At 70.7% G+C, this 23,495-nt stretch carries 28 protein-coding genes; 8 read left to right on the forward strand and 20 right to left on the reverse strand.

What is annotated here, in order from left to right; genetic code table 11:
* Both BCF44_RS52425 and BCF44_RS52430 read right to left on the reverse strand, forming a co-directional pair.
* Positions 1–658, reverse strand: a 658-nt coding sequence (locus tag BCF44_RS52425) for a hypothetical protein (protein ID WP_147329029.1), incomplete at its 3' end; no start/stop codon positions are given.
* A 237-nt stretch (positions 659–895) separates the two neighbouring features.
* On the reverse strand, positions 896–1,168 hold the full coding sequence (locus BCF44_RS52430) for a hypothetical protein (protein WP_116182108.1): 273 nt from the start codon (positions 1,166–1,168) through the stop codon (positions 896–898).
* A 939-nt stretch (positions 1,169–2,107) separates the two neighbouring features.
* On the opposite strand from BCF44_RS52430, the gene BCF44_RS52435 reads away from it, so the two are divergent.
* Entirely contained in the window at positions 2,108–2,803 is a 696-nt protein-coding gene (locus tag BCF44_RS52435; protein WP_147329030.1) for a hypothetical protein, read from the forward strand.
* Between the two features lie 56 nt (positions 2,804–2,859).
* Here the strand turns inward: BCF44_RS52435 and BCF44_RS52440 are convergent, their stop codons facing one another.
* The gene (locus BCF44_RS52440) at positions 2,860–3,147 is read right to left on the reverse strand and encodes a hypothetical protein (RefSeq protein WP_116182110.1); all 288 of its coding nucleotides are present in this window, start codon (positions 3,145–3,147) and stop codon (positions 2,860–2,862) included.
* 271 nt (positions 3,148–3,418) lie between these two features.
* Between BCF44_RS52440 and BCF44_RS52445 the strand changes: the two genes are divergently transcribed.
* The 4 genes from BCF44_RS52445 to BCF44_RS52460 all read left to right on the forward strand — a co-directional run bounded on the left by BCF44_RS52445 (position 3,419) and on the right by BCF44_RS52460 (position 6,842).
* Positions 3,419–4,570 carry a coiled-coil domain-containing protein gene (locus BCF44_RS52445; protein WP_147329031.1) on the forward strand — a complete coding sequence of 384 codons (1,152 nt, stop codon included), beginning with the start codon at positions 3,419–3,421 and terminating at the stop codon, positions 4,568–4,570.
* Between the two features lie 118 nt (positions 4,571–4,688).
* A complete protein-coding gene (locus BCF44_RS52450) occupies positions 4,689–5,591 on the forward strand; it encodes a recombinase family protein (protein ID WP_116182112.1) in 903 nt (300 codons plus the stop codon).
* Positions 5,588–6,268: a hypothetical protein gene (locus BCF44_RS52455; RefSeq protein WP_147329032.1), complete on the forward strand. Its 681-nt coding sequence runs from the start codon at positions 5,588–5,590 to the stop codon at positions 6,266–6,268. Before BCF44_RS52450 ends, BCF44_RS52455 begins: the two co-directional genes overlap by 4 nt.
* Before the next feature lie 64 nt (positions 6,269–6,332).
* Entirely contained in the window at positions 6,333–6,842 is a 510-nt protein-coding gene (locus tag BCF44_RS52460) for a hypothetical protein (protein WP_116182114.1), read from the forward strand.
* 77 nt (positions 6,843–6,919) lie between these two features.
* On the opposite strand, the gene BCF44_RS52465 is transcribed toward BCF44_RS52460, so the two are convergent.
* The 3 genes from BCF44_RS52465 to BCF44_RS52470 all read right to left on the reverse strand — a co-directional run bounded on the left by BCF44_RS52465 (position 6,920) and on the right by BCF44_RS52470 (position 8,992).
* Positions 6,920–7,816, reverse strand: coding sequence for a helix-turn-helix domain-containing protein (locus tag BCF44_RS52465; protein WP_170218239.1), 897 nt, complete (start codon positions 7,814–7,816; stop codon positions 6,920–6,922).
* Positions 7,817–7,818: 2 nt separating this feature from the next.
* Positions 7,819–8,016: a hypothetical protein gene (locus BCF44_RS56345; RefSeq protein ID WP_170218240.1), complete on the reverse strand. Its 198-nt coding sequence runs from the start codon at positions 8,014–8,016 to the stop codon at positions 7,819–7,821.
* A 616-nt stretch (positions 8,017–8,632) separates the two neighbouring features.
* Entirely contained in the window at positions 8,633–8,992 is a 360-nt protein-coding gene (locus BCF44_RS52470; protein WP_116182116.1) for a hypothetical protein, read from the reverse strand.
* Between the two features lie 96 nt (positions 8,993–9,088).
* Between BCF44_RS52470 and BCF44_RS52475 the strand changes: the two genes are divergently transcribed.
* The gene (locus tag BCF44_RS52475) at positions 9,089–9,391 is read left to right on the forward strand and encodes a hypothetical protein (protein ID WP_116182117.1); all 303 of its coding nucleotides are present in this window, start codon (positions 9,089–9,091) and stop codon (positions 9,389–9,391) included.
* Positions 9,392–9,478: 87 nt separating this feature from the next.
* Here BCF44_RS52475 and BCF44_RS58360 read toward each other — a convergent pair whose 3' ends face one another.
* The gene (locus BCF44_RS58360) at positions 9,479–9,886 is read right to left on the reverse strand and encodes a hypothetical protein (protein ID WP_246016311.1); all 408 of its coding nucleotides are present in this window, start codon (positions 9,884–9,886) and stop codon (positions 9,479–9,481) included.
* Between the two features lie 129 nt (positions 9,887–10,015).
* Positions 10,016–11,245 carry a helix-turn-helix domain-containing protein gene (locus BCF44_RS52485; RefSeq protein ID WP_147329033.1) on the reverse strand — a complete coding sequence of 410 codons (1,230 nt, stop codon included), beginning with the start codon at positions 11,243–11,245 and terminating at the stop codon, positions 10,016–10,018.
* A 118-nt stretch (positions 11,246–11,363) separates the two neighbouring features.
* On the opposite strand from BCF44_RS52485, the gene BCF44_RS52490 reads away from it, so the two are divergent.
* Complete coding sequence (locus BCF44_RS52490; protein ID WP_116182119.1) at positions 11,364–12,191, forward strand: hypothetical protein; 828 nt, start codon at positions 11,364–11,366, stop codon at positions 12,189–12,191.
* Positions 12,192–12,201: 10 nt separating this feature from the next.
* Here the strand turns inward: BCF44_RS52490 and BCF44_RS52495 are convergent, their stop codons facing one another.
* From BCF44_RS52495 to BCF44_RS52520, 6 genes are all read right to left on the reverse strand, one after another.
* The gene (locus BCF44_RS52495) at positions 12,202–13,737 is read right to left on the reverse strand and encodes a hypothetical protein (RefSeq protein ID WP_116182120.1); all 1,536 of its coding nucleotides are present in this window, start codon (positions 13,735–13,737) and stop codon (positions 12,202–12,204) included.
* A gap of 119 nt (positions 13,738–13,856) precedes the next feature.
* Entirely contained in the window at positions 13,857–15,143 is a 1,287-nt protein-coding gene (locus BCF44_RS52500) for a coiled-coil domain-containing protein (protein ID WP_147329034.1), read from the reverse strand.
* Between the two features lie 17 nt (positions 15,144–15,160).
* Positions 15,161–15,598, reverse strand: a complete 438-nt coding sequence (locus tag BCF44_RS52505) for an NUDIX domain-containing protein (RefSeq protein ID WP_116182122.1) — start codon at positions 15,596–15,598, stop codon at positions 15,161–15,163.
* A gap of 125 nt (positions 15,599–15,723) precedes the next feature.
* Positions 15,724–16,791 (reverse strand): hypothetical protein, encoded by a 1,068-nt coding sequence (locus tag BCF44_RS52510; protein ID WP_116182123.1) that lies wholly within the window; start codon positions 16,789–16,791, stop codon positions 15,724–15,726.
* A gap of 98 nt (positions 16,792–16,889) precedes the next feature.
* Complete coding sequence (locus BCF44_RS52515) at positions 16,890–17,081, reverse strand: hypothetical protein (RefSeq protein WP_116182124.1); 192 nt, start codon at positions 17,079–17,081, stop codon at positions 16,890–16,892.
* Complete coding sequence (locus tag BCF44_RS52520) at positions 17,078–17,320, reverse strand: hypothetical protein (RefSeq protein WP_116182125.1); 243 nt, start codon at positions 17,318–17,320, stop codon at positions 17,078–17,080. The genes BCF44_RS52515 and BCF44_RS52520 overlap by 4 nt, the downstream gene beginning before the upstream one ends.
* 250 nt (positions 17,321–17,570) lie before the next feature.
* Between BCF44_RS52520 and BCF44_RS52525 the strand changes: the two genes are divergently transcribed.
* Positions 17,571–17,879 (forward strand): hypothetical protein, encoded by a 309-nt coding sequence (locus BCF44_RS52525; protein ID WP_116182126.1) that lies wholly within the window; start codon positions 17,571–17,573, stop codon positions 17,877–17,879.
* Position 17,880: 1 nt separating this feature from the next.
* On the opposite strand, the gene BCF44_RS52530 is transcribed toward BCF44_RS52525, so the two are convergent.
* The 6 genes from BCF44_RS52530 to BCF44_RS52555 all read right to left on the reverse strand — a co-directional run bounded on the left by BCF44_RS52530 (position 17,881) and on the right by BCF44_RS52555 (position 23,377).
* Positions 17,881–18,228 (reverse strand): hypothetical protein, encoded by a 348-nt coding sequence (locus BCF44_RS52530; protein ID WP_116182127.1) that lies wholly within the window; start codon positions 18,226–18,228, stop codon positions 17,881–17,883.
* Positions 18,229–18,333: 105 nt separating this feature from the next.
* A complete protein-coding gene (locus BCF44_RS52535) occupies positions 18,334–20,484 on the reverse strand; it encodes a winged helix-turn-helix domain-containing protein (protein WP_116182128.1) in 2,151 nt (716 codons plus the stop codon).
* Positions 20,485–20,582: 98 nt separating this feature from the next.
* Positions 20,583–22,289, reverse strand: coding sequence for a hypothetical protein (locus tag BCF44_RS52540; RefSeq protein WP_116182129.1), 1,707 nt, complete (start codon positions 22,287–22,289; stop codon positions 20,583–20,585).
* 22 nt (positions 22,290–22,311) lie between these two features.
* Positions 22,312–22,704: a hypothetical protein gene (locus tag BCF44_RS52545; protein ID WP_116182130.1), complete on the reverse strand. Its 393-nt coding sequence runs from the start codon at positions 22,702–22,704 to the stop codon at positions 22,312–22,314.
* Positions 22,701–22,949 (reverse strand): hypothetical protein, encoded by a 249-nt coding sequence (locus BCF44_RS52550; protein ID WP_116182131.1) that lies wholly within the window; start codon positions 22,947–22,949, stop codon positions 22,701–22,703. Before BCF44_RS52550 ends, BCF44_RS52545 begins: the two co-directional genes overlap by 4 nt.
* Positions 22,949–23,377 (reverse strand): hypothetical protein, encoded by a 429-nt coding sequence (locus BCF44_RS52555; RefSeq protein ID WP_116182132.1) that lies wholly within the window; start codon positions 23,375–23,377, stop codon positions 22,949–22,951. Before BCF44_RS52555 ends, BCF44_RS52550 begins: the two co-directional genes overlap by 1 nt.
* Positions 23,378–23,495 lie beyond the last annotated feature (118 nt).

Consider the following 23,495-nt stretch of genomic DNA (forward strand, 5'->3'; position numbering starts at 1 on the left):
CACGTGCCTCCGGGCCCATGTGGTCGGCGTCGAGCAGGTATTCCCCGTCCCAGCCTCCTGGTGGCGCCGGTTGGGGCGGGGACGTCTCGGTGGCGTGGATGTAGTGCAGCAGGCCCATGTTCGACACGAGCGTCTTCCACAAGTCGGGCTCCGGGTTGTGCTCCCGGGTCCAGGCGACGTAGGAGCGCATGTCGGCCCACCAGGTGATCCACCAGCCGCCGGCGACGGCCGGCCCCCAGTGCGCGGCGATGAGCTGCATGCCGTCGGCCGTGTAGCCCAGGCCCGACGGGCACAGCACCAGCCCGTAGGGGGCCGGCGGCCGCAACGAGCCGATGCCCCGGGTGCGCAGGTCCGCGCCCACCTGGATCGCCAGCTCCCCTACCGGCGGCTCCAGGTAGAAAAGCCGGGCGCGGGCCACGCGTTCGGCCTCGGCCTGCGCGAGCCAGTCCCCGAACTCCGGTGTCGCGTCCGGGCCGCAGACGCCGGCGGCGAGGGCGTCGGAGGGCACCAGGTAGGGCCGGGCGCCGGTGGAGATCTCGGTGCGGAACAGCTCGCCGGCGATCTCGCCCAGGAAACGCTTCGCGAGATGCCGGGCCATGCGCAGCTTGTCCGCGCTCCAGCCGAAGCCCTCGTCCAGGACCCAGGAATTGGTGGTCACGACCACGGTTGTACCGGACCCGGCCGGCCACGCCGGACCGTGGCCCCGCACGGTGTTGGTCAGTGATCAGCCCCAGGGAGAAGCGCGGATCGCGACTCCGGAGATATCTCCCCGACTCCCGTCGGGAGCATATGCCCCGAACTCGTGATCCGGTGGGCGAACGGCGGCGGCGATGGGCGGCCATCTCCTCGCGGCACGCCCGCGGGGCTGTCGGAGGGCCGGGTTCGAGCAGATGATCTAGCCGAGCCCTTCCCGCAGGGCGGTGGCGAACATTTCCGAGATGGTCTCCAGCCGGCCGGCGACCCGGTGCAGGGCTGCGGTCTGCTCCTGGGTCTGGAGGATCTGCACGGCGGCGAGCACCTGGTCCATGGTCATCGTCTCGACCAACTCGCTGAGCTTGACCGTGCCCTGTCCTGACTCGGAGTACATCAGCGTCGGGTCCCCCTGGCCGGAGGGGCGCAGCAGCTCGTACAGCGCGACGTGTGGGGGCTTTCCGGCCGGAACGGGCATGGCAGAAGTCCTTCCTCGGCAAGGGAAAAATCGGATCGTAGCGATCCCACCTCGTCGCAGGATGTCTGATCTGCCAGACCGGGCCGACCACCTCGGCCGCGACGCGCATTGTCGCTTCGCAGGCGTTCTGGCGGGGTTCTCAAGCGACGTGGCGGGAGGCCTTGGCCGCGACGGTGGAGGTGGCGGGATACTTGGCGAATGGCCGAGGGGACTCGGCGACGGTGCGAGTTCTGCCGTCACGTACTCCGACGGGATGCCCGACCGGAGGCGCGGTTCTGCTCGGCACGATGCCGCGCCGGCGCATGGCGGCAGGTCCGGCGGCAAGGGCGTATCGCGGCCGCCGAGCTGGAGCAGGAGCTGCGCGGGCGCACCCACGACTACCGGCGGTGCGCGCACTGCGGGCACCTGTTGTGGCCGGTTTACCGGTTCGGCGGACGCGCCGGTGGAGGGATCGAGGCAAAGGCCGTTCATCGCGCGGACCGCATGTACTGCGACGGTCGTTGCCGCACGCGCGCCTGGCGCGCCCGCCGGGCGTTCGCCGAAGCCGTCACCACGATGTGTGGCGGTGACGACAAGTCGAACGGATCACCTGGACGTGGCTGATCCGCAGGCCGGTTCGCCCGAAATCCCGCCACCAAACCCGAGAAGCACCCGGTGCCCGACGCGCGGGAGGCGAAGTGGCGGACCGCAGGTCGGAGGATCCGGCCCCCGTCGATCCACTGAGAAGCGTCACGCATGGGTAGTTACCTAGCTTGACCTATGGGTTCAGTGACCACTGAAAGTGGACCCACTCAGTCCAGTCGACCACCTTCACTGCACTGCCAAAACGGCCGTTTTGGCAAGGGTGGTGGCGCGATTGGCCACCGCTGTGGCGAGGTAACACCGTTTGCTGCGGGGGCGAAGAACCAGGCACAGCGGTGTCCACAGTGGAGGGGAGCCATGGCCCGCACACCTTCGCTCGCGCCTCGCGTGCTGTACGTGGCGATCCCGGTGATCGTGACGATCTTGCTCGTCGCGGCACTCGGGTCGATGTTCCTCGCCTTCGGCCGCCACGAGTCCCTGTTGCTCACGGTCTTCGTGGTCGAGGCGACGCTGGCAACCGTCGCCGGCGGCGTCTGGACCTGGTTCAGCTGGTGCTGGGGCCACAGCGCGACCCGGGCGATGGCTTCCCGCTACCGGCAGCTGCGCGAGCTAGTCGACGAGGCCGGCGACCAGTCCCGCCTGGATGCGGCCGGCGTGACGATCCTGATCGACAACGACTACAGCCGCGACGACGGCGGCAACTGCGACGTGCTCGTGCGCGTGCCGGCCCATATGCCCCGCGAGCTGGAGTTGGTGACGCGCTTTCCCGGGGCCCGGGCCGGCGAGCTGTTTGTGCTGCACGCCTACCAGCAGGTCGTGCGCCACCGGTTCGCGCCGGTGCTGATCAGGGGCGATCGGATGGCCGTGGACCGCGGCGACCAGCGCCGGCGGGAGCGCGGCCTGCGGGGCTTTCTCGCTCGCGCCCGGGCAGCCCGGGCCGACGCCGGCGTCGCCACCCTCGACCAGCTCGACGAACTGCTGGTCCAGCTGCGCACTGCGCTGGGCGAGACAGGCGCGGCTGAGGTGATCCCGCTGCGCCGGCGGCGGGGTTAGACGGCCGGTGCAGCGGCAGCGCCTCGCTCGCGCCCCGAGCGTGACCGCCCTCTGCTCTACGCAGACAGTTCGTCGAACATCGGCGGCCGGGTGTAGAGCTGCCCGGACTCGCGGCTGATGGCGAAGTAGTCGCCGTTCCAGCAGCGCCGCCACCCTTCCGGGCCCGGCGGCAGGCCGGTGACACCGACGTTCGTCGCGACGCCCTCGATCGGCTCCCCGGCAACCACCCGGGCGCCGGCGGGCAGGCGCTCCTCCAGCCAGGCCACCACCTCGGCCACGTTGTCGCTGGTCAGGCGGATGTGCTCATCGGCTTCCCACCACGGAGCCCCGGTGCTGCCGGTCATGTGTCGCTTCTCCTCGTGTTGGCGGTTGGCCTGCGCATGAGTCTTCCATCGGGTCCCGCCCGGCGGCGGCGACGCCTGGGGTCACCCCGCCACTTCCTCGCTACTTCCTCGCAAGAACCCGCCACCGACCCCGCCAGACCGGGCGCGAAGCGACGGACATGCCTCGCTGAAGATCGTCGAGGGTTAGGACAGGAGGCTCTAGTTATTGACTTTGATGAATAGAAAGTAGATTTAGATATTTTTAAGTCTTGAAGTGTGCTAACATGGCGGCGTGACGACGACGGATGAGCAGCCTGTGGTCCAACGTGAGCGCCCATGCGGGTACAGCGGGTGCGATCGCACCATCCCCTACTCCGGTCGCGGCCGACCGCGCGAGTACTGCGACCGGGTGTGGCCGGACGGCGAGACCTGCCAGCAGAAGGCCGAGCAGCAGCGCGCCGCAGCGAAGGCAGCCGGCCTCGACGGCCCGCTGGTCGCCTACCGGCAGGTCGCCGAGGCGACGCGGCCCGCGCTGGAAGCCGTCCAGGCCCAGCTCTCCGAGCTGCTGGCGTCCCTGCGCGCGGTCGAGGCTGGCGCGCTGGACCGCATCACCGCGGCCGAGGCCGCCGCGGTTGCCGCCGAGGAACGTGCCGAGCAGGCCGAGCACGACCGAGACACCGCCGTCAGCCGGGCCGGTGTGGCTGACCAGCAGCGTCGCGAGGCGGTCGAGGCGCAGCGGGGTGCCGAGCGTCGCGCCCGTGACGCCGAGAAGGACGCCGAGGACGCCAAGGTCAAGGCGTGGCGCGAGATCGCCGAGCACGACCACAAGCGCGGCAAGGCCGAGGCCGCCCGGGACGAGGCGCAGGCCAACCTCAAGGCGCTCAAAGAGCGGTTCGACCGCTTGGCGGACGATGCCGACGCGCTGGGCAAGAGCAACAAGGAACTGACCAAGCAGGCCGCCGCGGCCGAGAAGGCCCAGGCGGTCGCCGAGGCCGCCCAGCGGGCCGCCGAGAACGCCCAGGCCGCCGCCGAAGCGGCCCGGGACGAGGCGATCGTCAAGCGGGACGAGGCCGCTGACAAAGCCACCGCGGCGACCACCCGCGCGGAGCAGGCCGAGACCGAGCAGACCCGGCTGCGCGACGAGCTGGCCACCGCGCAGCAGACCGTCCAGGAACAGCAGGACCGGGCCGCCGGCGCCGAAGCCGAACGCGACCAGCTCGCCAGCCGGCTCACCACGGCCGAGCAGCGCGTCGATGAACGCGACGCCGAGATCGAGCGGCTGCGCGACGAGGTCGAGCGCGTGCGCGGCGAGCGGGATCAGGCCCAGGCCCGCGCGGACGCCTCCCCCACCCACGAGCAGATCGCCGAGATGATCCGCGCCGCCGTTCAGCCACCAGCTGCCGACGAGGGCGACGGACCACAGCCAGGCGATTCGCATAAATGATCAGTTGTGAGAGTTCTGCGAACGGGTCGGATCGAGGCGCGTTCGCCCAGGTGGCGATTCGCAAAACCCCTCTCGCAACTGTAGGGTTGTGAGAGGGGGTTCTGAGAGGCGGACGCGAATGGTTCTCACCTCCGAGGAGGCCGCTCGCGCGGTCGAGCGGCACCCGTGCCCCAAGTGCGAGGTGCCGGCCGGCAGCGTGTGCCGGACCCGGTCGGGCACGGTCGCGGCGAAGTACCACACCGGCCGCTTCACGCTCGTGGCCGCGCTGCGCGAGGAGCTCGCCGTCCCCGTGCCGGCCGACCGCCACCCGGGCTGGAAGTGGGCGCCCGGTCCGGAGCCGGCCGAGGAGATCGTCGAGCAGGCCGGCGACCCGATCCGGATCGGCTACGCCCGCTGCTCCACCGCCCAGCAGGACCTCGACGTCCAGATCGAGGCGCTGACCAAGGCCCACTGCCGCACCATCTTCTCGGAGAAGATCAGCTCCCGGGTCCGGGTGCGGCCGGAGTTCGAGAAGGCGCTGGCGCTGGCCCGCCAGATCAAGGAGACCGCGCCGCACCAGCGGGTCATCTTCACCGTGCACGAGTACAAGCGGCCCGCCCGCAACTCCGCCGAGCTGATGGCCCTGACCGCCGACCTGCAGGCCGCCGGCGTCGAGTTGGAGCTGCTGACCGGCCCGCTGTCGGGGATCTACGACCCCAACGGCGCCGGGGCGCTGCTGTTCGCCGTGCTGGCCCACAATGCCCAGCTGGACCGCAACTACATCCGGGAAAAGACCCTGGAAGGCCAGCAGGCCGCGGCCGCGAAGGGCAACCACGGCGGCCGGCCGAAGGTGTTCGACGACGACATGCTGACCTTCGCCCGCGCGCTGCGCGCGAACGGCACGCCGGTGCCGGAGATCGCGAAGAAGCTGATGATCAAGACGGGCAAGAACGCCGGCGCGAACCCGTCGGTGGCCTCGGTGTACCGGGCGCTGGCCGAACCCGATAATGCCGCCCTTGACCAGGAGGAAGCCGTCTCATGAGCCGTGCGCTAGCGAACCCGGCAGCGACCTGCCGAGAGCACCAGCACTTGCTGGACGAGGTGGCGCACTGCACACGCGATCTCTCCCGCTTCGCTGACGACGAGCCCGATCATCGGCGGGCGCGGGAGATCCTGACCGAGCTCGCCGATCACTGCCGCAGCGCCGCCGGCGTGTTCACGACCGACCCGACCCTGGCCGATGAGCCGTACGACACCGGCCGCTACCGGGCCATCGACCTGCTCGCCGAGTTGGCCCGTCAGACACGGCAGATGCTGCGCAGCGCCTGCAGCGACGTTCGCCTGGACCGCTGGCCCCGGCAGGACCGTTGGGACGAGGCGGAGGCGATCTTCACCCGCGCGGTGCACTACGCCACGGTCATCCCGCAGGCCGTCCCTCGCCGCGACCACGCCACCGAAGCCGGCTCCCGAAGGATCTCTCGGGACCGGCTCGCCGCGCACTCCCGGCAGCTGACCACTGCGGCGGATGACATCCGCGACGCCGTCGCGGCCGCATTGCGGCTGCCCTACCCCGATCCGCAGGCGCTTGCCCTGGTCGAGCTCGCCGACCAGCTCACCCAGCACGCCGAGGACCTGGCCGCCCACCACATGCAGCAGACCAACGCATTGGGCGCCGCGTGCGGCTTGCCCGGCTACGCGCCCGAGCCGAGCACCCGTTAATCAGGGCTGATGACCTGAGTCACTTGAACAACGTCAACTGGAACCGATCCGGAGAGGACTCACGATGACCACCCCCAACCTCGATCATCGAGAGGACACCGACGCCCGCCTGCACCAGCTCGTGCTTGAGCACCTGCGGACCGCCGGCGCGGGCGACGCCGAGCAGCAGGCCGCCGACTTCGTCGAGCGGGTGCGGACCGGGCGGGCGGCGACACCGCCGGACAACGACGCGCGGCTGTGGGGCGCGACGTCGTTCGCGCTGGGCGAGACGCTGTCGCCCGAGCAGCGGACGGTCGTAGCACGGCAGCTGATCGCGATCCTGCGGCGCGTGCGGGAGCCGCACCGGCGGACCTGGGCGCCTGGCGACGAGCTGCCGTCGCCGCCACCCGAGCGCATGGCCGATCTCGACGGGGACGTGTGGATGCACCAGAAGGCGGGGAACGGCTGCTACCGCATGAGCGCGAAGGACCGCCGGCGGAACGCGTCCAGCATCCACGACTACGAGGGCGTGCAGGTCTGGCCGTTCCTGCTGGAGGCCGAGGGCCCGTTCACCGAGGTCACGTCACCGCGATAACTGGCGGGCTCTGCATGTCCGCGGCCGCCGGCCTGACCGCGAGGTCTGGACTTCGCGGTCAGGCCGGCGGCTACCGGTCAGCCGGCCGCAGCGGCCGTTTCGTGGTGCTCCTGGGGCAGCAGCGCTACCACGTCGCTGTCGTCCTCGTCGGCCATCTTGGACAGCTCCATGGCCTCGTTGAGCAGCTCCATCGCGTTTGCGACGAGGGCCTGCACCTGGTCCCGGGTGGTGCCGACGGTCAGGCGCGTGCCTTTCGGCTGCTGTTCCACCCACCGCAGGACCGCCCGCCTGGTCGCCGCGTCGAAGGGGTGGCCGGGCGCATGGCGCATCACGTTCAGGAGCGTCTGGGTCGGCAGCGCGGTGCCGGCGGGGATCTTGAACGTGATGCCCCGGATCTTCTCGAGCTCAGGCAGCGCCGGGCTCCAGACGGCTGGGTCGATCATGATGGCCGAGCTGGAACTGGGGTTGCGGATCTCTTCCCACAGCCGCACCACCCGGGCTACCTGGTCCGGTGACAGCCCGCAGGCCGTGACCAGGTCGCGCACCTGCTCGATCTTCGTCGGCAGCTTGCCGCGGCCGACGTCGGTCATCGAGTAGAGCTGGCTCACCGGCAGGCCCGCACGCTCGGCCAGCTTCACGCCCCGCAGGTTGGCTCGCGCCCTGAGCGTGTGCAGGAGCTGGACGAACTCCGTCACGGTCGTGGCCTGCAGCTCGCTGGCGGGCGTGGGAACGCCGGCGGTGGGCTCCGGCTCGGTCAGGTCGAGGTAGCGCGCCCGCATCCGGCGCACGTCCGCCGCCGGCACGTCGACGGAGTCGAGATTGTCGCCGTAGAACTCCCACGGCATCAGCTGGTTCGCGCGCTGGACCGTGAGTCGGCTGCCGCTGGCGTCGGTGACGATCCTGCTGAACTCGTTGTTGAAGGCGACGATCTCGTCGACGTGCCGGCCCGCCGGGGTCTTTTGGAGGACTGGCACGGTCAGGCCACCGCCGTCGCGCCGAGCAGCCGCAGCGCGAAGGCCCGCAGGGCGCTCACGCGGCAGTTGACGGCGAGCATGTCGCCGATGATCAGCACGAGTGCGGCGATCACCGCGTTGATCAGCCCGGCGCCGAGCACGTACAGCAGGGCCGTGAAGATCAGCTGCCCGATGACCAGCACCGGAGGCGGCCATTCCACGCGCGCCGCCGGCGCGGTGGGGCAGGACGTCCTCGGAACCGGCGCACCGAAATTCGAGTAATACTCATTCCCGTACATAATAGAGCCCGTTCGCTTACAGGGGCCGCCGCGCATCCGGGATCGGACCGGAATACGCGACGGCATTCGTTGGCCTCAGCCGAGACTTCGACTGTGGTGTACGCCCACCCCGGCAAGGGGGCAGGTCCGACGGCGGTTGGCGCCACCGTCGTGACCGCGATCTCTCGTGGCTGGGCGTAATGTTCTCACCAGGGCCCGCCGGACTCAAACGGCCGCGACCATGTTCGGCGGTGATTAACCTTCCAACCAGTTCCAACCAGTTCCAAAATCCCCGGTGAGCGCCATCACTATCGAGGGATGAAGGATCGTTAATCACCTGGAACTCCGCAGGTCGACTCGATCACATCCCGTTCCAAACGGGTTCCGGTTGACACCCACCGTGGCTACGCTTGTAAACACACGAGAAAGTGGCGCACGCCACTCCGTAGCTCCCCAGAGCCCGCTGTGGCCTCAGCCGAGCATGGGGACCCGACGGCCTCCCGTTGGCGCGGGAGGCCGTCATCGTGTCCGCATCGAACTCGTCTTGGCGGACTACCACCTACCACCGGGGTGGCCGGTCGTCCGCCGGGTCACGTTGGCGGAGGGCGACGCTCGGGACGGCCTGGCCGTCGAGCGCGAAGCTGACCATGCCGTTGGTCGAGCGGGCGACGCCGCGGATCCTGCCCCACCACTCGCCAGATCGCACCTGGATCCACTCGTAGACCTCGGCGGGGATGATCTCGCCGTTGTCCAGCCCGAAGGCGAGCACCCGCAGCGCGGTGTAGCCGGAGCCGACCCGGCTGGGTCGGAAGACGTAGGCGAGGTTGACCCAGACCGGGTCGGGGGGATCGACCGGGCGAATCGTTCCTCGCCATCCGTCGGGCGCGCACGCTCCCCAGTCGAACGTTTGTTCGACCATGTGGCTATAGTAGCTGGTAGCGGCCGTGCCACCTCACCGTGACGCAGCACGCGAACGGGGTCCGTCTCGGCAGCCTCCGAACCGTCCGAGACGACCTTGAAGGAGGCGGGCCTGCGGCTGGGGAAGCGCCGCCGGCTCGCCTCCGCAGAGGCCGAGCAGCAGCTGGTGGAAGGGACGACGATGGCCGACAACCCCTGGACCAGCCGTGCGGTGTTGGAGTTGGACGTCTCGGCGGCCGCAGTCTTCGTCGAGACGCCGGAGCGCACGCCGCGGTTGGGCGGCCGTTGGCTCGTGTACGACACCGAGGTGTGGTGGGAGCTGCCAGACGGCGGCGGCTACCAGCGCAGCGTCTACAAGCCGGACGCGTTCCCCGGCGTGGACTTCACGCCCGCGCAGTAGCCGCTTCGGCGAGGCCTCGCGCTCGCGGCGGCGGGCCCCGAGCGCCGGGGAGGAGCGCTCGGGGCCTTGCCCTCGGGGGAAGGCTTCTCAACCAGGCAACGCCCGCTTCGTCACCGGCGCCAGCAGGATGCACGTGGTGCAGGGCATTCCTTTGGTGGACAACAGGAGATCGGCCTCGCCCGGCGCGATCCGGAACCCGCACACGGCCACCAGCTCAGCGGGCACCGTCGTCAGGTCGACCGGCACTGGTACGAAGTGGATGACGAAGTCCCGTAGCCCCAGCGGCTTTGCGTCACCGCAGCGGCGGATGCCGAGCAAGGCCTTCTTGATCCGGACGCCGAACACCGGCAAGTCGGGGTCCGAAGCCTCGACGATCCGCCCGAGCAGCAAGGCGACGACACCGTCCTCCGGCGGTGCCACGCCGATGTCGTCGCGCTCGTCGATCATGCCGTCCCCAGTGGATTCCGATGCCTGCGCCACTGTGGCGCGCGGCAAGGCATCGACCGTAGAAACGGCTGGTCGACCGTGGGTCGTACTGTGCGTACGAGCTACCCGAACGGGTTACAGCACGCCGTGGCAGGCAGCTCGGCGAACGGGTTGTTCGGCCAGCAGCGGCATCGGAAGTCAGACCTCGACGCCCAACCGGCCGGCCAGCTCCAGCAGCGGCTTGTCCACCCGCCGTTGCTGGTCAACCAGCGCGCCGACGACCTGGCGGGGCAGGGATTGGTAGGGAATCCAGGCCGGTGCCATCTGCTCCACCGTCAACAGCGTGGTCAGCGCCTGGTCCTCCTGTCCGGTCTGCGACTGGCACAGCGCGACGTCGGCCAGATGCCGGGCGCGCGTGGCCAGCGGCAGCGGCGCCTCCCGCGGCAGCGCGGCGGCCGCGACCAACGCGTCGTCGTAGTGTTCCCGCACCACGTGGCAGTCCGTCTTCAGCATGATCACCTTGCTGGGGCCGAACGTGCTCTGGTGGTCCGAGCGCTCGTGTCCGACCCGAGCGGCGATCTCGCCGGCGGCTTCGAGCAAATCGTCCGGGTCGGCCAGCACCTCCTTGGCGTCGCCCAGCGGCTCGGCCCGCGCGGCCGCCGTCGCAGCAGTGACCGTGAGCAGGCCGTAGGCGGTCAACTGCGACATCGTCGCCTCCCCGGCCGGCTCGATCGTCCGGGCGGCGGCCAACGCGACGGCCTGGGACTCCCGGTAGCGGCCCTGCACCAGCAGTTGCCAGCCACGGGAGATCCGCAGCGCGGCCGGCAGCAGCGCGTCCTGCCCGTTGTTGGCCGCGGCGATGGACTCGGTGATCGCCATCCAGGCCAGGTCCGGCTGTGCCAGGTGCACCAGCGTGTCGCCGGCGGCCTGGACAACGCGGGCGTGCGCCTCGGCCGCAGCCGCTTTCTCGCTGCTGGGCACGTCCCGCACCGTCGCTCGGACCTGCGGGATCGCGGTGGGCAGCAGCCGCGCCAGCTGCTCGTAGGCGCCGGACCAGTAGCAGCCCCACAGGTAGTCGGCAGTGCGCTGAGCCGCAGCCACCGTCAGCGGCTCGACCGGCTCCAACGCGTCGACCAGGTCCTCATCGACGGTCTGCAGCACGCGCCGGATCGCGACGATGCCCTCGGCGGTGGGATCCGTAGAGGGCAGCGAGTTCGGCTTGGACAACAGCCAGGCCGCCGTCGTGTCCAGCGCGGCGGCGATCCGCTGCAGGACCGGGATGGTCGGGATCCGGCGGCCCTGCTCGATCGACTCGATCGTGTGCACGCTGATGCCGGCCTTCACGGCCAGGTCGCTCCTGCGCTCGAACCCTGACCGCTTACGCTTCCACTCGAGCCGCGCGCTCAGACCCTCCGGCTCGCTCGCCATCACGATCACCTTTCGTCGGCGCCGCCCCCTGTTCAGGGTGGCAGATCCCGAGCCGGCGGCCGACACATCCGCCGACGTGCGACACCCAGCGGTGAGCGTGAGCCGACAGACTGGACGGGTGACCGAATCTCCCGCACCGGCCTACCCTCTCCCCGCGCCCGATCACCAGGAGCCCGCGCTGGAGCACCGCCTCACGACCCGGGCTGAACAGTGGTCGACGTTCACCGGCCGGGTGATCTCCGTGGTGTGGCCGGGGCTGCTGACCCCGAGCACCGGCTTCCATCCCCAGCCCGTCGGGCCGAAGACGATGGGGCTGGAGCACTTCCTCAAGCACGCCACCCACCTGGACGTGCAGGTCCTGTATGCGGACATCCTGCCGGCCGAGGGGACGGCTGACCCCAGCCAGGAGGTTCGCGTCGGCCAGGACCTGGTCGTGCAGTTCCTGCACGCCGGCGTGCTGCACACCTGGTCCGGCGCCGAGCACTACCGCCTGCCCAGCGGACAGGAGCACGACAGCCCGCACCCGACCGAACAGCAGCAAGAGGTCATCGACCGCGTGGTGGCCGTGCTGGTGGAGGACCCCGACTACCGGCGCATTCACCGCAAGACCGAACGCGACGGCTACGCCCGCACCAGCGTCGCGGAGCTGGACGCGGCCGCCCGTGGCGATCACCCCGTGTTGCCGCCCCGCCTGGTGTGGCGGGTGCTGCAGGCCGCTCACGACCAGGTCGAGCACGACGCCCGGCAGGCTTACACCGACCTGGCGGACGACCTGGCCGACTTCCTCGAGGAACTCGACGACGACCGGGACTTGCGCGCCCTGTACGACAAGACCGCACGCCGACAGTTCGTGCGCGACGCACTGTTCGAGCGCACCGGCTACGCGCCCACGCCGGCGCTGGTCGGCAAGATCCTGGACCAGACCACACCACCCGGGCGGCGCTGATCCTGGTGCGTCAGTGCCCGCCCAGGCCGGGCAGGCCGCCGGTGACGGTGCGGACGCTGCCGCCCCGGGGGCGTTTGGTGATCTGGCCGTTGGCCAGCCGCCAGTCCTTGCCGCACATGTGGGCCCCGTGGTTGCCGCACCGCGTGCACTTGGCGTCCTTGACCGCCTCGCGCGTGGTGGTGCCCTCCAGCAGGGCGGCCAGCGCGGCGAACGCGTCGTCCCAGCTCGCGTGGGTGCTGACCGTCTTGCCGGCGGCGGTGTGCACGGTCCAGTCCACGGTGACCGGCGCGGCCTGGTCACCGGCGGGACGTTGGATCTTGGCGCGGATCTCGCCGAGCAGCCCGCCGGCGCCCCGGTGTGGGTCCGAGAGCGGGGCGTGGCGGTGCACCCGGACCACCGGCTGGTCCGGGTCGGGCGCGATCACCACAGATGTGGCGGTGCCGGCGACCGGCAGTCTGCTGATCAGGTCGTCGCCGTGCATCACGGCCACCAGGTTCGGTGGCTGGTCCGGGTCGGAGCAGCCCGATTCGCCGGTGATGATGAGGACCTCGGCCAGCCGCTTGGCCAAGCCCATGTTCTCGGCCAGGTGGTCGCCGTACTGGTCCCACGCTGTGTCGGGACGCCGCAGGTACCAGCCGGCGGCGACGCCGCGCTGGTCGGCGGTCCGCCGGCCGACGCGTTCCATGACGTGGTCGACGCCGTCGTAGCGGGCGTGCAGTTGCCCGGGCCAGCCCGGCTTCGTCGACCACCCCATGATCCGGCCGAACCACAAGGGCTTCTGCGGTATGTCCAGCGGGGTCGCGGCACGCCCGCGGCGCGGGGCCGGGTCGGCGGCCGCGGCGCGCGTGGACGGCTGCATGGCGGCCTGACGGTGCGCGGCCTGACGGGCGACCGCCTGGCCGATGACGGCCCGCCGGGCGGAGGCCCGCTGCTCGGCGGCCTGACGGAAGGCGGCGAGCTGCTCGGCGGTCGCCGGGGCGAACCCCCGGATGGGGATGGTCTGCCCTGCGGCTTTCGCCGCGCACGGCAGGCACCGCCCCTGGACCAGCGTGCGCCGACGGAAGCTCTTGCGGCAGTCCGGGCACGGCACCAGCTGGCAGCCCTTGTGCACGCCGCCGGCCACCTCGCGCTGCTTGCGCAGCGGCTTGCCGCACGCCATGCACGCCGGCTTCGCCGTCGGCGCGCTGCTGGTCGCCGACTCGTCAACGGGCTCGCTGGCGGGCTCGTCGACGAGCCGGCGTCGGCGGGCCGGTCGCTGGCGGGGCTGGTCGTCGGTCGGCGACTGCGGCAGGTCATCGAGCAGCTGCCGAGCCTGCTGCCATGCCTGGGCGACGTCGGGTGTCCCGGTCAGCTCGCACAGCTGGGCGGCCAGCCGCTGGTGCTCGATGAGCTTGGTGACGTTGAGCCGCCCGTTCTGCCGGCTGCGGGCGAGCACGGCGTAGGCCAGGGCGGTGGTGCGGAGTTGGGCGTGGTCGACGACGGTCACGAACACCTCCTCGCGGCCTTCCAGGGTGCCACGAGCCACCGACAGTTCCCGGTACGTCACCGAAACGACAGGACAGCCGGTAGCGCGAAGCCCCAAAACGGCCGTTTTTGCATCCGGCTGTCTTGGGGCTTCATAGCAGCGTGTCGCACCAGGTCGAGTCCCCGCACCTGGCTGTTCGGTCACTCGTCTTCGTCTTCGTCCTCGTCATCGCCCTCAGGCTCGGGCTCGGCGTAGAACTTGTCGTAGTCGGCGATCACCTGTTCGTGCTGGGCGACGAAGTCGGGCACGTCCCAGGTCGCCCCCGTGGGCCAGTGCTTGATGGTGAACTCACCTGGCCCGATCGCGCGCAAGTCGAGGTCGGGGCCGCCGGCGAGCTCGTCGATGGTCGCGAAATGGGTCAGCATCCCGCGGTCTTTGGTCTGCCACATCGAGTACAGGGCCTGGAAGTCGGACTCGTCGGTCGGGTCGTATTCCGGCACGTACTCGTCAGGCGACCGCCCGAAGATCGCGTAGTGCTGGTCGAGGGTGAGCGGCCACTTGAAGTTCTCCAGCGATACTTTGCAGACGGGACAGCGGAAGCCGACCGTCGCGCTCGAGGTGAACTCGTCGTAGTAGAACACCCGCTTCGGATCCGGAGTGAGGATGGCTCCACATTCCCTCGTCCTCCACCTTCCGACCTTGTTGGTGCAGGCCACTTCCCAGGCTTCATCGGGAATCGGCGACGGCTCCACCTTGAAGTATCCCCACGGCCCCGGAGGCAAGGAACGAGCGTCCGGGGGCGGCGGAAGTAGGCGATCGTCACCCGGGAGCAACAGGTTGTCCGGCACCTCGCCGTAGATCGCCTGATACTCCTCCCTGGAGACCTGCCACCTGTACAAACGGCCAGGTGAGCCGCAGCCGGCGGAGCAGCGCAGCGAGACGCTCGCGGAGCCGTCGGACTCACGGACCTCGGCTGGCCACGCCGGATCCGGGCACATTCCGGCGCCACACTGGGGGCACCGATCTTCCCCCGCCTCGGCGGGGACGGCAGGCCCGGTGTTGTTCATAGCTGTGCTTCCTGGTGTGGGTTGGGGTTCAGCGTTGAGTGTCCCGTCTTCGGTGGTGACGAATTCCTTGCTGCCGGCGTCGGGGGTGGCGTTGTACGCGTCCTTGACGCCGCGGTGGCTTTCCAGCTCGGTCTGCAGGGACGCGGCGGCTGCGCCGGCCACTTCGAGCTGGGCCAGGGCGGCGTTCAGATCGGCGACGGCGCCGGTCATCTGCTCTTGCACGCTGGCGACGTCGGTCAGGGTATCGCCGGTGACGCCGCCGGCGGCGAGGTCGGCTTGGGCCTGCTCACAAGAGGCGGCGGCCTCGTCGCCGGTGGGCACCATGGCGCTGACCTGGCCGAAAGTGTGGGTGCAGTACGCCGAGAGCCCGCAGGCGTAATTGATGGCGGCCTCCAGGCCGATGATCTCCGTGCTCGTCACGGGAAGCTCCTGCGGCATCAAGACGTCCTGACCAGCGCCACGGCATCGGTGAGGATCTGGTGGTGATCGAATGCCAGGCTGGCCGGGCTGGCCAGCACGGTGTCGACCAGGAACCAACGGGCGGCACGGGCGTCGTCGCCAGCGGTGGGCTCGTGCATGTGGTCCAGCCGGGCGACGAAGGCCCAGGTGACGTAGCGGCCGCGCGGATCGCGGCCAGGGGCGCCGTAGACGCCGACGAGGTCGAGCCGGGCGGTGGCCAACCCGGTCTCCTCGACGAGCTCGCGGCGGCCGGCGACTTCGGCATCCTCACCCTCGTCCAGGTGGCCGCCCGGGATCGCCCAGAGCCCCTCGAACGGTGGCCAGCCACGCTGAACAAGCAGCACGTACAGCTCGCCATCGTGCTCGGCCAGCAGCACCACGTCGGCGGCGAGATGGGCGGTTGCGTTGGTGGTCATGATCGTAAGTCCTTCGCTGTGGATCGGTTTCCTTGCGGCACAACGGGGGTGCCGACGCCTGATCAGGTGACTGACCTGAGCAGCCCACAGGCGCCACGGCGCGGGTCCGTGGCGCCGAGTGCGGTTCAGGACTGGGTGGACAGGACCGGGCTGGCCGACACGGAGAGCAGATTGCGCAGGTCGCCGACCCCGTGGACGTCGGGGAGCGTGACCGGGTAGGGAACGACCGCGCGGATGCCCAGCTTGCGGCCACGCTGCAAGACGTTGGACCAACGCCATGCGGTCATTTGATCGGCGAACACCCCTGCCGGGTCGGTGATGGTGAGTTCGATGATGTCTTCGGTCGGCCACTGGGCCAGAGACTCGGCGGCCAGCCGGTGACCACGTGCCCGCAGAAGGGATTCCAGTTCGTCCAGCACCTGGTTGGTGTTGTCGGGCGTGACGTTCAGGTCGGGGAGCCCTTCCCCGCGGTGCGGGGTGCTGGTGGTGGAGCTGCGGTGCGCCGCGCGCTTCTCCTGGGCGATCTCGCGGTGGGCCGCGATCCAGTTCAGCCGGTGGGCGGTGAGGGCGTGCTGGCGGGTGGCCCAAGCCAGCAGCCGCCAGGCGGCCAGGATCAGTGCGAGCGGGGCCAGCGCGGCCAGGAACGGGACGTCCAGCCGGGTGAGCACCTCGAAGCCCACCACGCCGAATGCCAGGGACAGCACGCCCAGCGCCACGCGGACCAGCCACCGCGAGCGGCCGCAGTGGGCGCTGGACACCACCACGTAGACGCCCTGCAACCAGCCGGCGTAGATCAGCGCCCACAGCATGGTGCCGACCAGCGGCAGCGCGCTGGCCTGGTTTGCCACCCACACCAGCAGGCTGTTCGGGCTGTGGCTGAGCGGTTCCAGTGCCCGCAGGACCTGCTCACGCACGACGGGCAGCAGCGCGAGCAGGGGAGCGGCGAGCAGGCCGCTGGCCGCGAACACGGCGGCGGCGATGACACCGGCGGCGCGGGCCACGCGGCTCTGCCGTTCGGCGAGGTTCCACGTCGGCAGGTCGGCCGGATCGACGTGCATGTCGCGCAGGTCGCGGCCGGTTCGGGTGGCCAGGTCTTCCTGGAACTCGATGTAGGTCTTCGCGCGGTCGATCAAGGCGGCGCAGGTGGGGCCGATGTTGGTCTCGCCCAGCATGGAGCGGAAGTTGGTGGGCACGTCGTTCTCCTTGGCTCACGGATTGGGTTGCGGCAGAAGAGAAAGCCCATCGGCCAGCAGCACGTCGGCGGCGAGGTGGGCGGTGGCGGTGGGCCGGCTCATGCCTTGCCCGCGAACACGCGACGGCGGCGACCGCTTCCCTGGCAGCGACCGCAGTCGCGCCACGCCTTGCCGGACGGGCTGGGGAACTTGCCGTTGCCGTCGCAGCGGCCGCAGGCGGTGTAGGGCCAGATCCGGCAGGCCAGCAGGTACAGGCCGATGACGACCAGGACGAACAGGAGGGCGGTCATGGCCGGGAAGTCCCTTCGATGGGCTGGTAGCGGGTGGCTCGCCGCTGTACGAGGTCGGCGAACTCGGCGAGTTCGTGGATCGCCAGCGCCGCCCGGCCTTCGCAGGCCGCGAACAGCACGCCGGCGCGTTCCCGGGCGGCGATCGCCACGACGGACAGTTCGGAAGCCAGGCATTCGCGTTCGCGCGGGCTGAGCCCGTCGACGGGCGGATGGGCGAGGGTGTCTAGGTGGTACGTCATCGCGACCCTCCCCCGCTGGCCCGCGCGACGAGCGCCTGGTCCTCGCCGACCAGCTCGCCGCCGGCGGCCGGGCCGGGCAGGTTCACGTTCGTGTGGTGCATGGGCGTGTCCTTCCTGGGTTGGGAATGGCGACCGGCGGGGCGCGGGAGTGCTTTCTCAGGGCGTCATCCGCGCCCCGGCCGGGGTCTTCGTGCAGTTCAGGCCGGGTTTCTGCCGTGGAACGTCAGGGTGGGCCGGTATCCTGAGTGGTGTGAGCGACGAGGAGGAGTTCTCCCACGCGGCGCGGCTGGGCGGCCTGCGCACGCTGGTGATCGACCGTTTTGTCGCCGCCGAAGCCGCGGTTCACGTCACCGGCCCGCCGAACGACAAGGACACGATCAAGCCGTTCGTGCGGTACTTCCTGGAATGGCTGCGCGACGCCGACGGGCCAGCCGATCGGGAGCTGCGCCGTCGCGTGCTGCTGATGGTCACCGAGGGGCGCGATCGCCAGGGCTGGTCGGAGAACGACGCCGCGAAGCTCATCAAGGTCGTTGACGAGGTGTACGGCAGCATCGCCTGACCTACGTGGCGTTCGCGGCGGTCAGGTCGGTGACGTGCCCCTGCCGCAGTTCCTCGACGATGGCCTCCACGCAGACGTCCAACACCGTGGACCAGTACTCGGCGAGGGCGTCGAGCTGCTCGTCGGTGAGGGTGGTCAGCGGGCCGGTCTCCTCCAGCGCCTCGGCGTAGCGCACCAGCGCCAGCGCCTCGTTCTGGGTGTAGAAGCACGTGGTGGTCCAGTTGGTGAACCAGACGCGCTCGGTCCGCCAGGTCCACGGCAGCCACTTCCGCCGCTGGCGGATGGTGCCGGTCCAGGCGTAGTAGGTGCCGCTGTCGCTGATGATCCGGCCGTTTTCCAGCGTGGCCATCGGGCGTTCCTTCCATGATCAGGGTTGGGTTGGTGGTGCCAGGCGGGGCGCAGGAGTTGCGTTCTCAGGGCGTCATCCACGCCCCGCCTGGGGCTTGTGTGCTGCTCAGGCGGCCTCGCCGCGGGCGGTCAGCTCGTAGCGGACGGCCGGGCCGGCGCCGCTCTTGGTGACCAGCCCCTCCTCGAGGAGCGCGTTGAGCAGCGTGCCGACCTGCTGGCGGGTCAGGCCGACCTTCCCGGAGATCGCACCGGGCTGGGCGAAGCCGTCGCGCACGGCCTGCAGCACCTTCTGCTGCGACTCGCTCAGCGCCGGCTTCGTGGCCACGGCCACGGACGTCTGGGCGGGTGCCGCCGTCGGCGCTGGCGGCGTGCTGGCCGCCGCAGCACGGATGCGCGGCACCGTCGGCAGCCCCATCCGGGTCGGCCGCGGCACCGTCGGCAGCCCGGCCTTCGCCGGCTGATCCGCCGGGTCCGGCTGCCCGGCGTCTGGGCCGCTGTCTTGCCGGGCGGCGGTGCCTCGGCGGGAGTGGTCGCCGGCCAGGGCCGTGCCCCGGTCGAGCTGGCGCACGCGGGCGTGCCGCGAACGCTCGTACCAGTCCTCGACTAGCAGCAGGCCCTTCGGCAGCGGCTTGCCCTCGGCAGCCCGGTTCTTGGCGTTCTTGCGCGAGGGCAGGAACTGCCCCTTGAACGGGGCGTGCCGAGAGGCCTCGCCCAGGGTGTGTCCGAAGCCGGGGATCGACGGCAGGTCGTGCAGGTTGAACTTGCCGTTGGACATGATCTGTCCCTGGGCGCGCTCGTCGGTCTTCAGGCCCACCGCGTTGCCCGCGCGCAGCGAGCCGCGCAGCACGGACTTGATGAACGTCTCCAGGCTGCCGTCCTGGTCGCCCATCACGATCGCGAGGCCGACCTTGCGGGCCTCCCGGGCCAGGGCCGCCCACTTCATGACGTTCTCTTTGGTGATCACCACGTGGGCCTCGTCGACGATGACGAGGATGCCGGGGAAGTCCGGGCTCGGAGTGAAGCCGGGGTCGCCGGCGGGCCGGTTGCGCTGCCGGTGGTGCTGCATCGCGGCCAGCCGCTTGAGCACGTAGTCGACCTCGTCGGAGCCGTAGCGCTCGTGGGCGTGCTCCCACAGCTGCGGGCAGCTGGCGCCATCCTGGCCGTCGACGTGGATGACGTAGGTCTTGCCGGTAAACAGCGCGCCGAGGCCGATCACCTCGATCAGTCGGGACTTGCCCGATCCGGTGCCGCCGATGACCATGCCGCCCCACATCGAGTCCTCGGTGTAGAGGCGCCACAGGGCGTGGCCGATGCCGTCGGCGTACGGGCCGAGCACGATCGAGCCGCCCCCGTTCTCGAACTGCGGCTCGCGGAAGAAGACGTCCTGCTTGACCGGCGAGGAGAGCACGACGCGGAAGCGCACCAGCGCCGGGTCGTCGCTGCCCTCGAACTCCTCGGCGATCAGCTGCGAGGCGGGGTGCCCCAGCCCGGTGGCGATCTTGGACAGGCTGGACAGGACCATGTCCAGGTCGTGTGTGCCGCGGTTGAGCAGCAGCGTGTACTCGATGCCGTGCTCGAACGGCTGGCCGGAGACCAGCTTCGACCCGGCCAGCACCTTGCCGCTGCCGCCGACGTGGTCGGCCCAGCGGCGCGGGTAGAGCGCGATCTGCGACTCGTCCACGTCGACCGGCTCGGCCACGGGCTCAGCCTTGACCGGTGCCGCCGGAGCGACCGGCGCCGGATGCCGGTGCAGCGCCCACCAGCGGGCACCGAAGGCGTAGTCGGCGGCCAGCGCGAGCGCCAACGAACCCCAGGTCAGGCCCGTCAGGACGGCGACGACCATCCACACCGCGGTCGCGGTGGTCAACAGCGCCGACCACAACGCCCAGCCCTGCAGGATCTTCTCCCGCCGGCGCAGCATCCAGTAGCCGACCGTGCCGGTGGCCGCGCAGGCCAGACCGGTCAGCAGCGCGGCGGTGCCGGCGGCCTGCACCTGCATCGACAGCGTGTGGATCGCCTCGGCCAGACCGACCAGCCCCGCGGTGATGTAGTGCGGCATCAGCTGCTGGCGGTTGCGCTGCTCGATCTCCTTGAGCAGCTGCCGCTCCGCCTTGGCCTGCGCGCGCCGCTGCGACCGGTTCTGCTGGTCGGCCTGCTCGTCGGCGGTGGCGGTGTGGTCGGCGGCCAGCTCGTCGGGCAGCGTGTCCACGGCCTCCTGGACGGTGCGGTCGATCTCGGTCTCCAGTTGGGTGGTCATCGAACTTGGTCCTTCCCTGGTTGGACCGGTGTCGGCCACGGCGCCCGCACACCCGCGAGGAAGCGGCAGGTATGCGGGACCGAAGACGGCACCAGCGATTACTCGGCGGTGACGAATTCCTTGTTGCCGGCGTCAGGGGTGGCGTTGTACGCCTCCTTGACACCGCGGTGGCTCTCCAGCTCGCCCTGCAGGCTGGTGGCGGCCGCGCCGGCCGCCTCCAGCTGGGCCAGGGCGGCGTTCAGCTCGGCGACGGCGGCGGTCATCTGCTCCTGCACGCTGGCGACGTCGGTCAGGGCCTGGCCGGTGACACCGCCGGCGGCGAGGTCGGCCTGGGCCTTCTCGCAGCTGGCGGCGGCCTCGTCACCGGTGGGCACCACGGCACTGATCTGGTCGCGGGTGTGGGTGCAGTACGCCGAGAGCTCGGCGGCGTACGAGATGGCGGCCTCCAGGCCGGTGATCTCCGTGCTCGTCACGGGAAGCTCCATTCGAGTGGTCGTGGTGCTGCGCTGCTTGAACGGGATGACGTTGTCGGGAAGTGCGGTCGTGTTGTTGTCGGCGCTGGCCTCCTTCGTGCTGGTCGCGGCATCGGCGCTGGACTCCTCCGCAGCGCCGTCGGTCTTCTCGCCGGCCTTGGCGGCGGCTTCGGCTTCGGCGATGCGCCGCAGGTCCTCGGCGACGGCCTCCTGCACCTCCGGCGGCGCGTCGGGCGGCGCGCAGTAGATGTCGGCCGGATCGATCGCCCCGCCGTAACGCTGGCTGAGCAGCGCCAACGCCTCGACGTCCTCGCCGCCGGGGACGACCGTCGCGTGCACGCCAGGGGTGGTGCGGATGGCGTCGAGCATGTCCGCGCGGGTGGCCACCGGCAGCGCCATCCACTCCGAGGCCGGGATCTGCGTGTGCACCCCGGTGTTGATCGCGTTGTGCACCGCGTCGACCGTGTCCTGCTGGGCCGGGGTGATCGGGTACATCGCCTCGCTGGCCTTCGCGGCCATGTCGGTGCTGGCCGCGTACTGCGCGGCCCGCACGGTCAGGTCCGTCGCCAGGGCGCGCGTCGCGTCCCCGACCGGCCTGGTCCAGCCGCCGTGCACCTGCTCGTCGATCAGCTCGCGACGCGGCACGCCGTTGACGTCGGCCGCCGTCGGGGCGGTCGCGTTGAAGCCGGCGCCGCCCCGAGCCGCAGCCGGCGCGGCCGGACCGGGCGCTGGGGCAGCCGCGGCCGCCGTCGGCGGCGTGGTCGCGGCGGTTCGAGAAACCCAATCGAGGTGCTGCTCACAGGTCGAACGCCCTTCCAGCGCGTCGTTCGTGCACCAGAAGGACTTGCCATCGACGAAGTACGACACCACGCACTTCGGGCGGGCCGGCTTCGCCTCATCGCCTGCACCCGCCGGCGTCTCCGCGCCTGCGGCCGCGCCGTCAATCACGGCGGGTTCCGGCAGCGTCGCGTCGAACCCGGCCGGGTCGACGGCCACCGGCTCGGCCGGGTCACCATCTGCCGCCGCGTCCTCGAGGGCCCACTTCTCCCGATCCCGGTTGATCTTCTCGGCGGCCTTGCGCTCGCGCTTTTCCTTGCGGTGCTCGGCCATGAGCTCGCGCTTGTGGTGTGCGGAGTCCCAGGCGTCGTCGAGCAGGCCGGCCATGTAGCGGCCGAACGACGAGGCCGGCACCGGACGGCCGCCGTCGGCGCGGGCCTCCAGCTTCTTCTTGCGGTACTCGTGCCGCGGCGGCTCGTGGCCGCGGATGGTGGCGGTGGTGTCCTCGTACAGGCGCACCACCAGGTAAGCGAGGAGCAGGGCGAACAGGAACATGGGGTTTCACCTCCCTTTCTGATCAGAAGATCGGGTGGACGGCTTGGATGACGGCCAGGACCAGCACGGCGGCGGCGATCACGCGCGACCACCGCTCGAAGATCCAGTCGAGATAGAGGAACAGGGCCCGGAACGGGATCAGCACGCCCGTGCCGGCGCGGGAGCCCAGCCGCACCTGCTCGTCGTCGGGCAGGTGCTGGCCGTACATCGCCCACATCCAGCTCTGCTTGAGGGCGGGCCGGCCGTTCTCCCACAAGTCCGGCGGGGTCCAGTGCTGCCGCATCCCGGTCGCCCATGCCTGGGCGTACTCGTTCAGCGACACCGGGGCGGTCTCGGTGCCGATGACCGGCGTGTCCGCCGGCGGGGTAGCCGTGGTGCCGGCGCTGGGCGCCGGGTCCACGTTCGGAGTGCTCATGACTTTCGTCCTCGCGTCTCGTAGTGGGTGAGCAGCTCCTCGGCGGGGGCGACCAGGTCGGCCACCGCGGTGGCGACGATCGCTTTGCGCTGCTCAGGAGTGGCGCATTTGGAGAGTGCGAGCCGGAGCAGGTCGACGGCCGGGCCGAGCTGGTCGACGTCGGTCTTGATCTGCTTCACGCGCTGCCAGTAGCGGTTGCGCCAGGCGGCGACTCGCTCGGCGCGGCTTCCGCCGCGGCCAGCCATCAGTGACCGCCCGCGACCAGGTAGCTCAGGCCACTGGTGCCGAAATGGGTCACGGCGTCGACAAGCCCCGCGCCGTTGGCGGCGACCGGGCCGGAGGCGATGATGACCAGCAGCGGCAGCATGATCAGCCCGATCAGCTCCGGCTTGTCCGCCTTGCGGTCATGCCAGAACCCGTAGACCACCAACGGGATGCAGATCAGCACGGCCAGCGCCGCGAGTAGGGCCGCGCTGACGCCGATCCAGCCGGCCGGGATGCCCAGCAGGCCGCGCAGCAGGCCGGCCACCCAGGCGCCGAGGTTCGTGTTGGCGAACGAGCAGGCGCCGATCGCGGCGAAGATCGCCACGACCCACCACTTGCGCCACTTCTTCCACTTCTTCTTGAGCAGGTACAACATTCCGAACGCGAACAGGCACACCAGCCAGCTCATGCGCGCACACCTCCATCTCAGGTCGCTGTGGATCGGTTTCTTGCCCGGGATCTCGCCTGGTTGCCGCCAGGTGAGGCCCGTCTCGGGAGCCGGCGGCCGGGCGGGTTGGTGAGTTCGG

It is taken from the genome of Kutzneria buriramensis, from assembly GCF_003387475.1.
Classification (GTDB): domain Bacteria; phylum Actinomycetota; class Actinomycetes; order Mycobacteriales; family Pseudonocardiaceae; genus Kutzneria; species Kutzneria buriramensis.

Excerpts from the sequence above, each read along its gene's own strand:
- BCF44_RS52430 (WP_116182108.1), bottom strand. The coding sequence starts at position 1,168 with ATGCCCGTTCCGGCCGGAAAGCCCCCACACGTCGCGCTGTACGAGCTG.
- BCF44_RS52435 (WP_147329030.1), top strand. The coding sequence starts at position 2,108 with ATGGCCCGCACACCTTCGCTCGCGCCTCGCGTGCTGTACGTGGCGATC.
- BCF44_RS52440 (WP_116182110.1), bottom strand. The coding sequence starts at position 3,147 with ATGACCGGCAGCACCGGGGCTCCGTGGTGGGAAGCCGATGAGCACATC.
- BCF44_RS52450 (WP_116182112.1), top strand. The coding sequence starts at position 4,689 with ATGGTTCTCACCTCCGAGGAGGCCGCTCGCGCGGTCGAGCGGCACCCG.
- BCF44_RS52455 (WP_147329032.1), top strand. The coding sequence starts at position 5,588 with ATGAGCCGTGCGCTAGCGAACCCGGCAGCGACCTGCCGAGAGCACCAG.
- BCF44_RS52460 (WP_116182114.1), top strand. The coding sequence starts at position 6,333 with ATGACCACCCCCAACCTCGATCATCGAGAGGACACCGACGCCCGCCTG.
- BCF44_RS52470 (WP_116182116.1), bottom strand. The coding sequence starts at position 8,992 with ATGGTCGAACAAACGTTCGACTGGGGAGCGTGCGCGCCCGACGGATGG.
- BCF44_RS52485 (WP_147329033.1), bottom strand. The coding sequence starts at position 11,245 with ATGGCGAGCGAGCCGGAGGGTCTGAGCGCGCGGCTCGAGTGGAAGCGT.
- BCF44_RS52505 (WP_116182122.1), bottom strand. The coding sequence starts at position 15,598 with ATGACCACCAACGCAACCGCCCATCTCGCCGCCGACGTGGTGCTGCTG.
- BCF44_RS52515 (WP_116182124.1), bottom strand. The coding sequence starts at position 17,081 with ATGACCGCCCTCCTGTTCGTCCTGGTCGTCATCGGCCTGTACCTGCTG.
- BCF44_RS52520 (WP_116182125.1), bottom strand. The coding sequence starts at position 17,320 with ATGACGTACCACCTAGACACCCTCGCCCATCCGCCCGTCGACGGGCTC.
- BCF44_RS52530 (WP_116182127.1), bottom strand. The coding sequence starts at position 18,228 with ATGGCCACGCTGGAAAACGGCCGGATCATCAGCGACAGCGGCACCTAC.
- BCF44_RS52535 (WP_116182128.1), bottom strand. The coding sequence starts at position 20,484 with ATGACCACCCAACTGGAGACCGAGATCGACCGCACCGTCCAGGAGGCC.
- BCF44_RS52540 (WP_116182129.1), bottom strand. The coding sequence starts at position 22,289 with ATGTTCCTGTTCGCCCTGCTCCTCGCTTACCTGGTGGTGCGCCTGTAC.
- BCF44_RS52545 (WP_116182130.1), bottom strand. The coding sequence starts at position 22,704 with ATGAGCACTCCGAACGTGGACCCGGCGCCCAGCGCCGGCACCACGGCT.
- BCF44_RS52550 (WP_116182131.1), bottom strand. The coding sequence starts at position 22,949 with ATGGCTGGCCGCGGCGGAAGCCGCGCCGAGCGAGTCGCCGCCTGGCGC.
- BCF44_RS52555 (WP_116182132.1), bottom strand. The coding sequence starts at position 23,377 with ATGAGCTGGCTGGTGTGCCTGTTCGCGTTCGGAATGTTGTACCTGCTC.